Origin of the sequence: Spirillospora sp. NPDC047279, assembly GCF_040643285.1 — a bacterium.
Taxonomy (GTDB): domain Bacteria; phylum Actinomycetota; class Actinomycetes; order Streptosporangiales; family Streptosporangiaceae; genus Spirillospora.
Genome location: NZ_JBEYUA010000005.1, coordinates 457371 through 472254 on the forward strand (window position 1 = coordinate 457371; position 14884 = coordinate 472254).

General features: G+C 72.4%; 14 protein-coding genes. 8 read left to right on the forward strand and 6 right to left on the reverse strand.

The window, feature by feature from the left end; translation table 11 throughout:
- The first annotated feature begins 67 nt into the window (after positions 1-67).
- The 5 genes from ABZ810_RS15665 (at position 68) to ABZ810_RS15685 (ending at position 5512) form a co-directional block, all read left to right on the forward strand.
- Positions 68-736, forward strand: coding sequence for a hypothetical protein (locus tag ABZ810_RS15665; RefSeq protein WP_358403464.1), 669 nt, complete (start codon positions 68-70; stop codon positions 734-736).
- Between the two features lie 37 nt (positions 737-773).
- Entirely contained in the window at positions 774-1844 is a 1071-nt protein-coding gene (locus ABZ810_RS15670; RefSeq protein ID WP_358403466.1) for a beta-eliminating lyase-related protein, read from the forward strand.
- Between the two features lie 106 nt (positions 1845-1950).
- Entirely contained in the window at positions 1951-3144 is a 1194-nt protein-coding gene (locus ABZ810_RS15675) for a beta-ketoacyl synthase N-terminal-like domain-containing protein (RefSeq protein WP_358403468.1), read from the forward strand.
- A gap of 248 nt (positions 3145-3392) precedes the next feature.
- Positions 3393-4271, forward strand: coding sequence for an oxygenase MpaB family protein (locus tag ABZ810_RS15680; RefSeq protein ID WP_358403469.1), 879 nt, complete (start codon positions 3393-3395; stop codon positions 4269-4271).
- Positions 4272-4429: 158 nt separating this feature from the next.
- Positions 4430-5512 carry a lysylphosphatidylglycerol synthase domain-containing protein gene (locus ABZ810_RS15685; protein WP_358403471.1) on the forward strand — a complete coding sequence of 361 codons (1083 nt, stop codon included), beginning with the start codon at positions 4430-4432 and terminating at the stop codon, positions 5510-5512.
- Positions 5513-5536: 24 nt separating this feature from the next.
- Here the strand turns inward: ABZ810_RS15685 and ABZ810_RS15690 are convergent, their stop codons facing one another.
- The 3 genes from ABZ810_RS15690 to ABZ810_RS15700 all read right to left on the reverse strand — a co-directional run bounded on the left by ABZ810_RS15690 (position 5537) and on the right by ABZ810_RS15700 (position 8416).
- Entirely contained in the window at positions 5537-6607 is a 1071-nt protein-coding gene (locus ABZ810_RS15690; RefSeq protein WP_358403472.1) for a hypothetical protein, read from the reverse strand.
- Positions 6608-7041: 434 nt separating this feature from the next.
- Positions 7042-7851, reverse strand: coding sequence for an amidohydrolase family protein (locus tag ABZ810_RS15695; protein ID WP_358403474.1), 810 nt, complete (start codon positions 7849-7851; stop codon positions 7042-7044).
- Positions 7841-8416: a TetR/AcrR family transcriptional regulator gene (locus ABZ810_RS15700; protein WP_358403476.1), complete on the reverse strand. Its 576-nt coding sequence runs from the start codon at positions 8414-8416 to the stop codon at positions 7841-7843. The genes ABZ810_RS15695 and ABZ810_RS15700 overlap by 11 nt, the downstream gene beginning before the upstream one ends.
- Before the next feature lie 106 nt (positions 8417-8522).
- Here ABZ810_RS15700 and ABZ810_RS15705 point away from each other — a divergent pair, with 106 nt between their 5' ends.
- Both ABZ810_RS15705 and ABZ810_RS15710 read left to right on the forward strand, forming a co-directional pair.
- Positions 8523-9353, forward strand: coding sequence for a hypothetical protein (locus tag ABZ810_RS15705; RefSeq protein WP_358403478.1), 831 nt, complete (start codon positions 8523-8525; stop codon positions 9351-9353).
- A 4-nt stretch (positions 9354-9357) separates the two neighbouring features.
- Positions 9358-9951, forward strand: coding sequence for a gamma carbonic anhydrase family protein (locus tag ABZ810_RS15710; RefSeq protein ID WP_358403480.1), 594 nt, complete (start codon positions 9358-9360; stop codon positions 9949-9951).
- A gap of 90 nt (positions 9952-10041) precedes the next feature.
- On the opposite strand, the gene ABZ810_RS15715 is transcribed toward ABZ810_RS15710, so the two are convergent.
- Positions 10042-11223: an MFS transporter gene (locus ABZ810_RS15715; RefSeq protein WP_358403481.1), complete on the reverse strand. Its 1182-nt coding sequence runs from the start codon at positions 11221-11223 to the stop codon at positions 10042-10044.
- 84 nt (positions 11224-11307) lie between these two features.
- Positions 11308-12735 (reverse strand): PLP-dependent aminotransferase family protein, encoded by a 1428-nt coding sequence (locus ABZ810_RS15720; RefSeq protein ID WP_358403483.1) that lies wholly within the window; start codon positions 12733-12735, stop codon positions 11308-11310.
- Positions 12736-12812: 77 nt separating this feature from the next.
- On the opposite strand from ABZ810_RS15720, the gene ABZ810_RS15725 reads away from it, so the two are divergent.
- Positions 12813-14069 carry an MFS transporter gene (locus tag ABZ810_RS15725; protein WP_358403484.1) on the forward strand — a complete coding sequence of 419 codons (1257 nt, stop codon included), beginning with the start codon at positions 12813-12815 and terminating at the stop codon, positions 14067-14069.
- Positions 14070-14120: 51 nt separating this feature from the next.
- Here ABZ810_RS15725 and ABZ810_RS15730 read toward each other — a convergent pair whose 3' ends face one another.
- The gene (locus tag ABZ810_RS15730; RefSeq protein WP_358403485.1) at positions 14121-14861 is read right to left on the reverse strand and encodes an alpha/beta fold hydrolase; all 741 of its coding nucleotides are present in this window, start codon (positions 14859-14861) and stop codon (positions 14121-14123) included.
- Positions 14862-14884 lie beyond the last annotated feature (23 nt).

The window sequence follows — 14884 nt, forward strand, 5'->3', positions numbered from 1 at the left end:
TTTCGCCTGGTTCGCCTAGAGTTTAGGGGGCGTACTCACGTCGGATCCCCTACTCCAGAGGAGCATCATGACCGTGTTCTCGGGTCTCGTCCGCCGCGTCGCCGCCGAAGCGGAGCGCCAGGTGCGCGGGGGCGCCATCGCCCTGCTCACCAGACTCGGCCAGGACACCCGCGAACGCTGCGTGTCGTTCGATCGGCTCAAAGCCTACGACGAGCGGCTGAGCTTTCTGGAGGAAACGCTCAAAGGGCAGGATGCGGACCTGCGCACCCTGCGCACCGACCTCGACTCGCTCGTCACCCAGCTGAACGACCGGCTGCTGCCGCACATCGACGAGCGCATGGACGACACCGAGCGCGACCTGGCGGTGGTGGCGACCACGCTGGTGCGCACCGGCAAGGACACCGCCGGCAACAGCGGCCGCCTCGAGCACGTCGAGCGGCGCGTCTCCGACCTGCGGAGCAAGCTGGCGCGCCTGGAGGAGCGGTCGGGGTTGTGGCGCGAGCTCCAGGGCAACCTGGCGCGGCTCGGCGACGACATCGACACGCTGCGCGCCCGCGTCGCCGCCCGCCCGGTGGCGCAGGGCGGCGACACCGGCCCGGTGCCCATCGACGCCAAGCCGGTCAACGGCGGCGCGGTCCAGGTGAACGGCGTGCACGGCGAGGTCAACGGCAAGCACGGCGAACCCGTCCCGGTGAACGGCAAGCACGCCGAACCGGTCGCCGATCCCCTGGGCTGATCGATCGGGTGATCGCCGCCGGGTGGAGGATGGGGGCATGACATCGCCGTCTCTCACTCCTGACGCCATCCCCGACGCCGGGGCCCGTACCTTCGCCAGCGACAACCGTTCCGGGATCCACCCGGAGGTGCTGGCCGCCATCGCCGCCGTCAACGACGGCCACCAGACCGCCTACGGCGACGACGTGGTGACGGCGCGGCTGCGCGAGGTGTTCAAGCGGCACTTCGGCGAACGCACCGAGTCGTTCCCCGTGTTCAACGGCACCGGGGCCAACGTGGTCGGGCTCCAGGCGATGATGGACCGCTGGGGCGCGGTGGTCTGCGCCGACTCGGCGCACATCGACACCGACGAGGGCGGGGCGCCGGAGAAGGTCGCCGGGATGAAGCTCATCGCGGCGCCGTCCCCCGACGGCAAGCTGACGCCCGAGCTCATCGACCGGTATGCCACCGGGTTCGGCGAGCCGCAGCGCGCGCAGCCGCAGGTCGTGTCCATCACCCAGTGCACCGAGCTCGGCACCGTCTACACCGCCGACGAGATCTCCGTGGTCGCGGCCGCCGCGCACGAGCGCGGCATGCTGCTGCACATGGACGGCGCCCGCATCGCCAACGCGGCCGCGGCGCTCGACGTGCCGATGCGCGCCATCACCACCGACGCCGGGGTGGACGTGCTCTCGTTCGGCGGCACCAAGAACGGCCTGATGCTGGGCGAGGCCGTGCTGGCGCTCGACCCCGACGCGGTGCGCGGCGTTCTCTACCTGCGCAAGTCGAGCATGCAGCTGGCGTCCAAGATGCGCTTCGTGTCGGCGCAGCTGCTCGCGCTGCTGGAGGGCGACCTGTGGCTGCGCAACGCCCGCCACGCCAACACGATGGCGCGCGCGCTGGCGGCGGCGGTGCGCGACCTGCCCGGCGTGGAGATCATGCGCCCGGTCGAGGCCAACTCCGTCTTCGCGGTCCTGCCCAAGGACGTGACCGAGCGGCTGCGCAAACGTTTCCCGTTCTACGTGTGGGACGCGCACACCGGCGAGGTCCGCTGGGTGACCTCGTTCGACACGACCGAGGGCGACGTCGCCGCGTTCGCCGCCGCGCTCGCCGAGGAGCTCGCCGCCTGACGCCCCGCCGCGGGGGGTGCCGCGAGGCGCACCCCTGACCGAGCACTTGCTTGGGCCATCCGGCTATCGTGGTGTCGAACTCGATTCGGTACAGGAGGCGAGCCGGATGGCCAACCGCACCTTCGTCGTCGGCGTGGGCATGACCAAGTTCGAGAAGCCGGGCTCCCGCGACTGGGAGTACCCGGACATGGCCAAGGAGGCCGTCGGCAAGGCACTGGAGGACGCGGGCGTCGCCTACGACAAGGTCGAGCAGGCCTACGCCGGCTCGATGTACGGCGCGATGGGCCAGCGCGCCCTCTACGAGACGGGCATGACCGGCATCCCGGTGATGACCGTCGCCAACGCGTGCGCGACCGGATCGAGCGCGCTGTTCCTCGCCCGGCAGTCGGTGCGCGGCGGGCTCGCCGACTGCGTGCTCGCGCTCGGCATGGAGAAGATGCAGAAGGGCTCGCTCGGCGCGGGCGTCGGCAAGTCGAAGGTCACCATCATCGACCACCACCTCAACTCGATGGTGGCGGGCCGCGAGTGGGAGATGGACAAGGCCCCGATGCCGCAGATGTTCGGCAACGCCGGCCGCGAGCACATCGAGAAGTACGGGTCGGCGCCCGAGCACTACGCGTGGATCGGCTGGAAGAACCACAAGCACTCGGTCAACAACCCGTACGCGCAGTTCCAGGACGAGTACTCGCTCGACGACGTCAAGAACGCGCCCATGATCTTCGACCCGCTGACCAAGCTGCAGTGCTCCCCCACCTCCGACGGCGCCGCCGCCGCGCTCGTGGTGAGCGAGCGGTTCGTGGACGAGAACGACCTGTGGGGCCAGGCCGTCGAGATCTCCGGCCACTACATCGCCACCGACACCCCCGAGAGCTTCGAGGACCACTCCTCCATCCAGGTCGTCGGCTTCGGCTGCTCGCAGCGCGCGGCGCGGAAGGCGCTGGACGAGGCCCAGGTCGGCATCGACGACGTGGACGTCATCGAGCTGCACGACTGCTTCAGCGCCAACGAGCTCATCACCTACGAGGCGCTCGGCATGGCCGCGGTCGGCGAGGGCCACAAGCTCGTCGACGACCAGGCCACCACGTACGGCGGGAAGTGGGTCGTGAACCCCTCCGGCGGGCTCATCTCCAAGGGCCACCCGCTCGGCGCCACCGGCATCGCGCAGTGCGCGGAGCTCACCTGGCAGCTGCGCGGCAAGGCCGACAAGCGCCAGGTCGAAGACGCCAAGGTCGCCCTCCAGCACAACATCGGCCTCGGCAGCGCCTGCGCCGTCGCCGTCTACACCAAGCCCTCCTCCTGAGCCCGTCCCCCGGCGGTCTGGCCGGCACCCCGACCAGACCGCCCGGACGTTCACCCTGCCAGCACGCGGCGTCTCCTCCTGGCCGCAAGCCGTCGATCCCAGAGCATCCGCCGGCCGCCTGACCGCGAATCACAGAAGTACGCGGCCGGTCTTCATGGTCTGCGCCATCCCGCGACCAGACATGAGACAGATATTGACTTTCGTCTCATGATCTCTACTCTGGCAAGTGACGGATTACTGGAGGTGCGATGCCCGCCCATCCCGCCATGGCGCCCATCGAACGCGGTTCGCTGCTCTGGCGGTACGCCAGTGACCTGCGCTCCCTCATGCCCGGCGCCGCGGCCGGGCTGATGCAGCTCCTGCACCCGGGCATCGGCGCGGGCGTCGCCGAGCACTCGGCGTTCTTCGACGCCCCGTTCGACCGCATCTACCGGTCCGTCCCGCAGATCTGGGCGACGATCCTCGAACCGGACGCCGTCCCCCGCGCGACAGGCATCCGCGACCTGCACCGCGGCATCGGCGGCACCGACGAGCACGCCCGCCGCTACCACGCCCTGGAGCCCGAGACGTTCTGGTGGGCGCACGCCACGTTCACCTGGGAGATCTTCAAGGCGGCCGAGCTGTTCCACCCGCGCCGGCTGACCGCCGACGACCACGAGACCCTCTACGCCGAGACCGTCACCTGGTACTCGCGCTACGGCGTCAGCATGCGCCCGGTGCCGGCCGACTACGCGGCGTTCCAGTCGAAGTTCTGGCACGTCAGCGCCAAGGTCCTGGAACTCACCCCGGCGGCGGCCCGCGCACTCGACATCGCCAGGCACGGCTCCGAGAGCATCTCCCTGATGCCCATGCACACCGCCGTCCCCGCCGTCCTCGACAAGGCGAGCAAGCGGGTGGCCGAACGGCCGATGCGCTTCGTCACGTTCGGCTGCCTGCCGTCCATCGTGCGCGAACGTTTCGACATCCCGTGGAGCGCCTCCGACCAGATGCGCTTCAACGCGATGACGCTCGCCTACCGGCAGGGCTACCGCATGATGCCCATGCGCCTCAACCACTGGACGCTGCGCAGCACGCTCCGCTACATCGGCTCGCAGACCCGCGAACACCGCTACCAGCCCGCCGCCTGAAGGCCGCGTCGCCGGTGGCCGAGCAGTGCCGAACGGCACGTAGGGTGACCCGGAACGCGACCCGGGCACGGTCATGATCTCGACGATTCCGCCCAGCGTTCCCCTGCGATGAATCACCTCGTCGCATAACCTTCAGACGAAAAGCCGACAAATAAGGTGTGGAGACAATCGCCGCCGGCGCTGAACGCGCGGCGCCCGCCGGGCTCGCGACCCTCGGCGGTGACGCCGCGAGACACCCCGCCACCCTCGCCCCTGCCTCTCCGGTCCTCCGCCGGGCCCTCAGATCCCCGCTCCTCGTCACCGCGCTCCTGCTGACCACCGGCGTCCTGGTGACGCTCGCGTGGCACGGCACCGCGCCGTTCGCCGCGATCGCGTCCGCGTTCCGCGACGTCCGCTGGGAGTTCGTGCCCGCGCTGGCGGTGTTGTCGGTCCTGCACTACGTGCTCGCCGCGATCACGCTGCGCGGCGCGGCCGGACGGCGGCTGCCGATGGTCGAGACGACGCTCGCGCAGTTCACCGCCGCGGCCGCCAACCGGGTCACGCCCGGCGGGCTCGGCGCCGTCGCCGTCAACACCCGCTACCTGGTGTGCCACGGCATCCCGCTGTCCCGCGCGGCCGTCGCCGTCGCCGTCATGCAGGTCGTCGGGCTGCCGGCCGACCTGATCCTCATGGGCCTGGTGATCGGCGTCGACGGCGGCGACGGGCGGGTGTTCGGCGCCATGGGCGCGCACGCGTCCCGCGTCGCCGAGATGGTCCCGCCCTGGCCCGTCCTGGCGGTCGTGGGCGTCCTGCTCCCCGCCGCGATCCTGGGGGGCCGCCGCGCCGCCCGTTCGGCCGCCGTCGGACGGACCCTCGGCGGCCTCACCGACCTGTGCCGGCGGCCCGGCGACCTGGCGCTGACCCTCACCGCGTCCGCCGCGACCACCCTCGTCATGGGCGTCGCCTTCGCCCTCAGCGTGCTCGCCGTCCCGGGCGCCGCCGGGCCGGGCGACACCGTCGCGCTCGTCCTCGCCTACCTCGTCGGCGCCGCGGCGGGCGCCGCGCTCCCGGCGCCCGGCGGCGTCGGCTCCACCGAAGCCGCCCTGGTCGCCGCGCTGGCCGCGCTGGGCATCGCCGCCGGACCGGCCCTCCAGGCCGTCCTCCTCTTCCGGGCCATCACCTTCTGGGCCCCGGTCCCCATCGGCCTCCTGACCTGCCGCACCCTCCGCACCCGCCAACCCCTGACCTCCCCGGAGAAGTGACCTGCCGCCGGGTCGGCCGGCGGGTCAGTCGCCGGGTCGGTCGTCGGCGAACCGTTCGAGGAGATCCTGGAACTCGGCGGTGATCCGTACGCTCAGCGACTCCTCGCCCGGCTCCACCGCGCCGGCCAGCAGCAGCGGCGAGCCGTCCCGCCACCAGTAGACGTGCGGGCTGATGGAACGCGGACCCTCCTGGTAGCCCAGCCAGGCGACCTTGATGAGAAGGTTCATCGCGTTGATGACGTCGATGCCGTGAATGGGCGCGGCGTGCACGATGCCCTGCGCGGGCACCGCGACCAGGACACCCTCGGGGCCGGTCACGGGATAGTCGCCCACCCAGAGCGCGTGCGCCGTGACATAGGCGGTCTCCCCGTGCAGCGACGCCAGCCGGACGCCGTCGATGAGCTCGTTCTCCACCTCCAGCGGCCCGTCGCGGCGCACGTTGTCGTACGCGGCGCGGAACGCCTCGTCCTCGCTGACCGGCCACGCGGCGGCGATGTCCGCACGGACGAGCATCAGCGAGGTGGGCCGGTCGACCACGAGGATCTCGGCGAGGTCCGGCGCCACCGGCCGCCGCATCACCTCGCCCGGCCCGGCCTGGAAGTCGTCCGCGTACAACCGGGTGCGCAGCAACGGGCGGACGAGCGCATAGTCCTCCAGGTCGAGCTCGTCCTCCTCGTCGGTCTCGGTCGTCGCGATCAGGCTGCTCACGAAGTCGCTGACGATCGCCGCCCACTCCTCGCGCGGCTCCTGCGCCACCCACTGCCGCAGGTTGGTCAGCCACATCTGCAACGGCCCGTCGCGGCCGGGCCGGGTGATCTCCACCTGATCGTTGCTGACGATCGTGCACTGGTAGCCGTGATGCTCGATCACCGCGACGAGCAACGACACCAGGGGATCGCCGTCGTCGCGCGCGGGACCGCCCGTTCCCTCGTTCTCGCCATCCGCCCTGGCGGGCAAGGTCCCGGCGCCGCCGGGCAGGGTGCCACCGGTGTCCGCGGGCAGGCCGTCGTCGGCGGCTCCGGGCAGACCACCGCCGGTAGGCGCCGGCAGGCCCCCGGTGCCCTCCGGCAAACCGCCGCGTTCATCCGAGGGCAAGTGTCCTGCCTCCTGAGGCAGACCGCCTGGCTCCGGAGGCAGGGCACCTGGCTCCGGAGGCAGGGCACCTGGCTCCGGAGGCAGGGCACCTGGCTCCGGAGGCAGGGCGCCCGGGTCTTGTGGCAGTTCGCCCTGGTCCGCGGGCAGGGCACCGGCAGCACTGACCGGCGGCATGCCGCCGGGCTCGCGGGAAGGGCTGTCGGGGTGGGCAGGCAGGGCTGCCGCGTCCGAGGGCGGTGCGCCGGTATCCGGGGCGCCGCCACCCACGCGAGGTGAGGAGGAAGGGTCGGTGGAGGCGTCGCTGGAGGGACGTGAGTCTGGCCGGCGCTTCCGGAACCATTTCATGGCGGACCCCTCGACAGAGGATTTCGTCGTGTCGGCCCAGCCTAGGGGTGAGTTCGGACGAAAGCGCCGCCCTTTACATTGTAGATTTTCTAGAGCCGGAACGCGCGGCGCGCGTTGCCGGAGAGGAAGGCCTCGCGGGCGGCGTCGTCCAGGCCGAGATCGTCCAGGCCCTCCAGCGCCCGGTCCGGCGTGATCATCGGGTAGTTGGTGCCGAACATGACCTTGTGGTGCCGGTCCCCGGTCATGTAGCGGACCAGCTCCGGCGGATAACGCCGCACGGTGTACGCGGACGTGTCGATGTAGACGTTGGGGTGCTTGCGGCAGACCGCGACCATCTCCTCCGTCCACGGGTAGCCGATGTGGCCGCCGACGATGACCAGCTCGGGAAAGTCCAGCGCGACCTGGTCGACGTACGGGATGGGGCGCCCGGTCTCGCTCGGCCGCAGCGGGCCCGTGTGCCCCACCTGGGTGCAGAACGGAACGTTCAGCTCGACGCACTCGGCGAACAGCGGGTAGTACCGGCGGTCGGTCGGCGGCAGCTCCCACAACCACGGCACGATCCGCAGCCCCTTGAAGCCGAGCTCGTTCACGCAGCGCCGCAGCTCCCGGACGGCCTCCATCGGCTTGCGGATGTCGACCGACGCGATCCCGGCGAGGCGCCCGGGGGCGGCGGCGACGAACGAGGCGACCTCGTCGTTGCTCACCAGGTCGCCCTCGGGCCCGTACCAGGCGCTGATCAGGCCGAGGTCCACTCCCCCGCCGTCCATCGCGGCGACCGTCGCCGCCACCGGGATCTCCTCGGCGGGAGGCTTGCTCCCGATCCAGCGCCACAACGAGTCGAGCATCTCGTGTTGCAGGAAGCGGACCGTGCCGTGCTGCATCCAGGCATCAACGATCATCAGAGTCTCCTTCGAGCGCCCGCCAGGCCGCCCGGCCCAGCCGCGCGATCTGCTCGTCCCCGGGAGCGGCGACCTCCCCGTTCAGCCAGAGCCGGCACAACTCCTGCGCCGGGCCGAGCCACAACACGTACGCGCTCACCAGGTCCAGCTCGGGCAGCGCGCCGTGGTGAACGTGCGCCCGCCACCACGAGAGCACCTCGCCGAAGAACGCCTTGTTGAGCCCGGCCAGCTCAGGCCCGGACGGCGGGCGCTCGGTGAACAGGAACCGCGCGCGCCCGGGGTTGTCCATACACCAGCGCACGTGGAACGCGACCACCGCCGCCACACCCGCCCGCGGGTCGTCGTTGCGGCGCAGCTCCTCCAGGAACGCGGCCTGATAGAGCCCGATGCACTCCACGAAGAGCGCCTCGACCACCTGCTCCTTGCCGGCGAAATGGTGGTAGAAACTCCCCACGCTCACGCCGCCGGCCTGCCGCAGGCTGCTCAGCGTCGTCGCCGCCACGCCGTCGCGGCCGAACAGCTCCAGCGCGGCCCGCAGCACCTTGTCCCGGCCCAGCTCGTTCACAGAACATGATTCTGGTGCACTAGAACAATATTCTGCAACACCGCCGGTCATCCACAGTTCCGGCGGCCCCTTCCCTCCCCGGCCGGTCACGGACAACATCGCCCCCATGGACGAATTGACCGCGCGCGCCCTGGACGTCATCCGCGCAGCGCCGCCCGATTTCGTCGTCGCGCGCAGCACCGCCGCGTGGTTATGGGGCCTGGACGTCCTCCCGTCCGGCACCGGCCGGGCCGACCTCACGATCGAGCTCCTGCGTCCACCCGGCCACCCGCCGTTCGACCACCCCGGCAGCGAGTCGTTCGAGGCCACGCTGCCGCCCGGCCACGTCACCATCGAGTCCGGCGTCCGCGTCACCACGCCCGCCCGCACCGCGCTCGACTGCGCCCGCTGGCTGCCCCGCCGCGACGCCGTCGCCGCCGTCGACCAGTTCTTGCGCCGGGGCGTCGCGCCCGCCGACCTGGCCGCCATGGCCGCGCCCGCCGGATACCGCCGGTCCAGACGCGTGGCCGGCGCGCTCGCCGCGGCCGACGACGGCGCCGAGTCCCCGGGCGAGAGCCGGGCCAGGATGGTCATCCTGGACGCGGGCTTCCCGCGTCCGCGCACCCAGGCGCCCGCGATGGGCCCCAACGGCCGGTGGGTCTACATCGACCTCGGCTACGAGGACCTGCGGGTCGGCCTGGAGTACGACGGCGAGCGCCACCACTCCGGCACCGCCGCCCGTGCCCGCGACGAGCGCCGCCTCCGCTGGCTGCGCGACCGGATGGGCTGGGAGGTCATCCCGCTGCGCCGCGACTTCCTCGCCCGCCCGGCGCCCTACCTCGAGGCGCTGCTGACCGCCATGCTCGAACGCGGCTGGTGCCCCGCCGACACCACGATGGACACCATCGCCGCCCACCTGTTCCGTCTCCGGCACCCGATCAGGAGGGCCGTACGCTGATCACATGTTGCTCGAACACCGCGGCAGGCGTCCCGTCGTCCCGGAGTCGGCCTACGTCGCGCCCTCCGCCGTCCTCTGCGGTGCGGTCACGCTCGGCGAGAACGCGCGCGTCCTGCACGGCGCCGTCCTGACCGCCGAGAACGGCGAGATCCGCACCGGCCGGGACGTGGTCGTCATGGAGAACGCCCTGGTCAGAGGACGCGCCGGCCATCCCGCCGTCCTGGGAGACGCCGTCCTCGTCGGCCCGCACGCCCACGTCAACGGCGCCACCATCGAGGACGAGGTCTTCGTGGCGACCGGCGCGTCCCTCTTCCCGGGCGCCGTCGCGGGCACCCGCTCGGAGTTGCGCATCAACAGCGTCCTGCACGTCAACTCCCGGCTCGCCCCCGAGACCGTCGTCCCCATCGGCTGGATCGCCGCGGGAGACCCCGCCGAGCTCTTCTCCCCCGACCGCCACGACGCCCTCTGGGAGACCCAGCGCGACCTCGACTTCCCCGGCACCGTCTACGGCGTCCCCCGAGGCACCTCCATGCGCACCATCATGTCCCGCCAGGCCGGCTTCTACGCCGCCCACGAATCCGACCGCCCCCTCGACTGACCCAAGCCCCCCACCTCGCGCCACCTCCCAGAGCGGTACGAGCACCGCCAAGGTGCGGGCGGGATCGCAGGGCGGGGGCTTGGCCGGGGGTCAAGGATTTGTGGGTGGTCTGGGGGGAGTGGGGCGCAGGCCGGGAGCCAGGGCCAGGGTCACTGTGGCCGAGAGGGCCGCCATGACGGTGATGGCGGTCGCGGGGGACGTCTGCTGGGCGACGGCTCCGGCCAGGGCGGCGCCCGCCGCCTGCATGGTGAGCATGCCGGAGTTGTCGAGTCCGAGGGCCTGGCCGTGCATGTCGTCGGGGGTGAGCGCCATCAGGCGTTCTTGCAGCAGGAGGCTGGCGGAGAAGCCGACGGAGGCGAGACCGACGGCGACGAGGGCGAGCGCCAGGGGCGGATGGGCGGCGAACATCAGGTAGGGGGCGGGCAGGAGCAGGCGGAGGACCGGGGCCAGGCGGAGGCGCAGGGCGAACGGTACGAAGCGGCCCACCACCACGTCGCCGAGCAGCATGCCGGCCGCCGCCACGGAGAGGAGGACGCCGGCGCGGTGGGGCGCGTACGGGACGAAGAGGGCCTCGCAGCCGACGACGAGGCCGTTCGGCACCCAGTTGGCGACGTACACGGTCCGGCGCTGCACCGATGACCACAGGCGCGCGTTGGTCCGCCAGGTCTGCGCGATCGACGGGCGGCCCGCCGCGCGGGGCGGGCGGCGGGCCAGGCCCAGGCGGGCGGACGCGGCGGCGAGGAGGTAGAGCCCGGCGCCGGCGAGCAGGGTGCCGCGCGGGGAGAGGAACGTGACGAGCAGGCCGCCGGCGGCGAAGCCGCAGACCTGCGTGATCCCGCTGCTCATGTTGAGCACCGAGCGGCCGAGCAGGTAGCCGTCCTCGGGGAGGATCTCGCTGAGCAGCCCGTAGCGCACGCCGCCGCCCACCGAGCCGACCAGGCCCTGCACGAGGACGATCGCGAAGAGCGCCCCGACGGGGAGGCCTGGCAGGGCCAGCGCCGCCGTGCTCACGCACCCGACCAGGGCCAGGCCGGTGATCGCGGCGCGCGGCGGCAGCCGGTCGGCGGCCGACAGGAACAGGGTGGCGCCCAGTACCTGGGCGATCGAAGGGCCGAACATGCTGAGAGCGGACAGCAGCGGCGAGCCGGTGGCCGCGAACACCAGGGTGGCCAGGGCGAGCCCGGTCACGGTGACGGCGGCGATCTGGGTGGAGACCGTGACGAAGAGCGGCGTGAACTCCGGTGTCCGGTACAGCTCGCGGTAACTGCGCATGCCCGGAGTTTTACGATCTTCGGCCGGTGGCGCGAAATCTTTTCGCACAGGCGCGAAACCACGGAAAGGTGCGCGGCCCCGCGTTCAGGTGGCCGCGCGGAGGGCCGTGGCGAGGCGGCGGAGCCCCTCGTCCACACGTTCCGCCGGAATGGCGCCGTAGCCGATGACCAGGCCGTGCTGTGCGGGTTCGGCGGCGCAGTAGGCGGCGAGGGACTCGACCGCCACGTCCGCCCCGCGCGCGCTTGCCACGACCCGCTGAACGTCCACGTTCCGCCCCGGTACGAGGCGTGTGCACAGGTGCAGGCCCGCGGCCGACGGCACGAGGGCCAGCCATTCGGCCAGGTCGCCGTGCAGCGCGGCGAGGATGCGTTCGTGGCGGACGGCGTATTCGCGCGTCGCCCTGCGGATGTGGCGCGCCAGCAGGCCCTCGTCGATGAAGCGCGCCAACGCCGCCTGCGTGGTGAGGTCCCCGTGCCAGTCGGACAGCTGCTTGGCGGTGCGGAGCGCGCCCTGGAGCGAGGCGGGTGCCACCATGAACCCGACTCTCAGCAGGGGAAGCAGGGTCTTGGAGAACGAGCCCACATAGATGACGCGTCCCGTGCGGTCGAGGCTCTGCAGGGGTTCGAGGGGCCGGTCCGAGAAGCGGAACTCGCTGTCGTAGTCGTCCTCGATGACGACCGCGCGGTCGCTGCGTTCCGCCCAGGCGAGCAGTGCCGTACGGCGCGCCAGGGACATCGGGGTGCCCAGCGGGAACTGGTGGGACGGCGTGACATGGACGAGCCGCGCCGCACGGGGAATCGCGGAGACGTCCAGGCCCTCCTCGTCCACCGGTACGCCGACGACACGGGCGCCCAGCGACTGGAAGAGCAGCCGTGCGGGCGGATAGCCGGGCTCCTCGACGGCCACGCAGTCGCCCGGCTCGATGAGCACGCGCGCGATGAGGTCGAGTGCCTGCTGGGCGCCCTGGGTGACGATGACGTCGTCGGCCTCGGCCCGTACGGCGCGCGAGACACCGGCGTAGCGCGCGATCGCCTCGCGCAGGGCCGGATGCCCGGCCGGTTCGCCGTATCCGGGCGAACGCAGCGACGCGGGCCGCAGCTCGCGTGAGACCAGGCGCCGCCAGGTCTCCAGCGGGAAGAGCCGCACGTCGGGCATGCCGAGCCGGAAGTCGAACGTGAACTCCGCGCGGTCGTTCGGCGGCGCCATCGGCGTCTCCCAGCGCCGCCCGGGCCGGACCCCTCCCCTCGACGGCCGCCTCCGGCCGGGCCGCCGCGACTCCGCCCTGACGAACGTGCCCGCGCCGGAACGTCCCTCGAGGAACCCCTCGGCCGTCAGCCGGTCGTACGCGGCGGCCACAGTGTTGCGCGACACCTCCAGGCGCGGGGCCAGCTCGCGCGTGGGCGGCAGGCGCTCCCCCGGGCGGAGGCGCCCGTCCAGGACGGCCTCCATGATCTGCCGGTAGATGCGGGCGGACAGGTCACCGCGCCCTTCGAGGCTGATGTGGAGGTCCATCTTGGCCCAATCAGTATGGCGATGATTGGCTCTTACAAGGAGCCAAGTCATCTTGCCATAGTCGGACCATGGCAACGATGACCAGCAGGTTCGTTCCCCCGCCCGGCCCCTCCCGGGCCCTCGCGGCCGCGCAGCTGGCCGGGTCTCTCGGGGACGGCGCGTTCCTCGTGTGCTCGGCGCTCTTCTTCATCCGCGTCGTCGGGATGTCGCCCGGCCAGATCGGCCTCGGGCTGACCGCCGCCTGGGCGATCGGCTCGATCGCGGGCGTCCCGCTCGGCTCCCTCGCCGACCGCCGCGGCCCGCGCGGCACCGCGATCCTGCTCGCCCTCGGCACCGCCGCCGCGGTCGGGGCGTTCCTGACCGTACGGTCGTTGGTGCCGTTCATCCTGGTGGCCTGCCTGTACGCGAGCTTCCAGAGCGGTCTCGGCGCCGCCCGGCAGGCCCTCCTCGCGGGGCTCGTCGCCCCCGCGGACCGCACCGAGGCCCGCGCCTTCATGCAGTCGACGGCCAACGCGGGCCTCGCCATCGGCGCGGCCCTGGGCGGCCTCGCCCTCCAGGCCGACACCGCGCCCGCCTATCTCGCCGTCTTCGCGGTGGACGCGGTGAGTTTCGTCCTGGCCGCGCTCCTGCTGACGCGGCTCCCCGCCGTCCCCGCCGCGCCGCCCGTCACCGCGGGCGAACCCGGGCCGGCCGTCCTGCGCGACCGCCCGTACGCCCTGATCTCCCTGATCAACGCGGTGATGCTGCTCTACATGCCGATGCTGAGCCTCGTCATGCCGCTCTGGATCGTCGAACGTACGGACGCGCCGCGCTGGATCGTGTCCGCGCTGCTCGTCATCAACACGATCTGCGTGGTCCTCTTCCAGGTGCGCGTCGCGCGCGGCGTGACCGGCCTGCTCGGCGCCGTCCGGTTCGTCCGGCTCTCCGGCCTGATCATGCTGGCGTCCTGCGCGGTCTTCGCGCTCTCCGGGTACGGGCCGTCCGCCTGGACCGCCGCGTTCGCCCTGCTCGTCGCCGTCCTCCTTCAGGTCACCGCCGAGATGGTCCTCGCGTCCGGCGCCTGGGAGATCAGCTTCGGGCTCGCCCCGGCGCAACGGCAAGGCCAGTACCAGGGCTTCTTCGGCATGGGTGTCCCGCTGGCGCGCATGCTGGGCCCGGCGCTGCTCACCACCGTCGTCCTGGGCTGGGGAGCCCCCGGATGGCTCGCCCTGGGCGGCGTCTTCCTCGCCGCCGGCGCCGCCATGGCCCCCGCCGTCCGCTGGGCCGAACGAACCCGCGCCACCGCCCCGCCACGCCCCTCCCCCAGAACGGAACCGGCTCCCGCCCTCCCCTGACACGGTCGGTGACCCGCCGCCCACCTCCAGCGGCGCATGGCCTGAGCCGTCCTACCGCTGAGTTGCGGCCCAATCGGCGATGCGCTGGATGAGCTCCGGGGTGACGGCCACCTCCGCGTGACCGAACGCGGGCTCGATCCACAGTTCCCGGGGGTCGCGGGCCGCGTCGTACAACTGGTGGGCATGGTCGAGCGGGAGGAACAGGTCCGCGTCCCCGTGCACCACCAGCAGCGGTATGGGCGCGATCCGCCCGGCCACCTCGTGCGGCGCCTCGGGCACCGGATCCCACCCGTTCGCCGCGACGCGCGTGCCCCGTGCCAGCCGTACCGCCAGGCGCCCGGCCCGGCGTTCGATCGCCCAGTGCACCCGGCGCATCGGCACCGTCTCCCGGTAGTACCAGCGGGCGGGCGCGCTCACCGACACCACCGCGTCGACGCCTCCGTACAGGGCGCCATGCCGCACGGCGACCGCGGCGCCCATGGAGAACCCGGTGACGACGACCCGCTCGTATCCCCGCCGCCGGGCCGCCGCGACGGCCGCCTCCACGTCCAGCACCTCGCGGTCGCCGACCGTCGACCGCCCGGACGAGTTGCCGTGGCCGCGGAAGTCCAGCGCGATCACGCCGCCGCGCCGGTTGAGGACGTTCGCGATCCGCCGCAGCGCCGGCTGCCGCCAGGAACAGGTGAAACCGTGCGCCAGGACGAAGCACAGCCCGCCGTCACCCTCCAGGTGCCCGGCGTCGATGCGCACGGCGTCGCTGGTGAAGAGGGTGATCGGATCCGGGTCTCGCACCTCTCAATGATCGGTCATCGTCC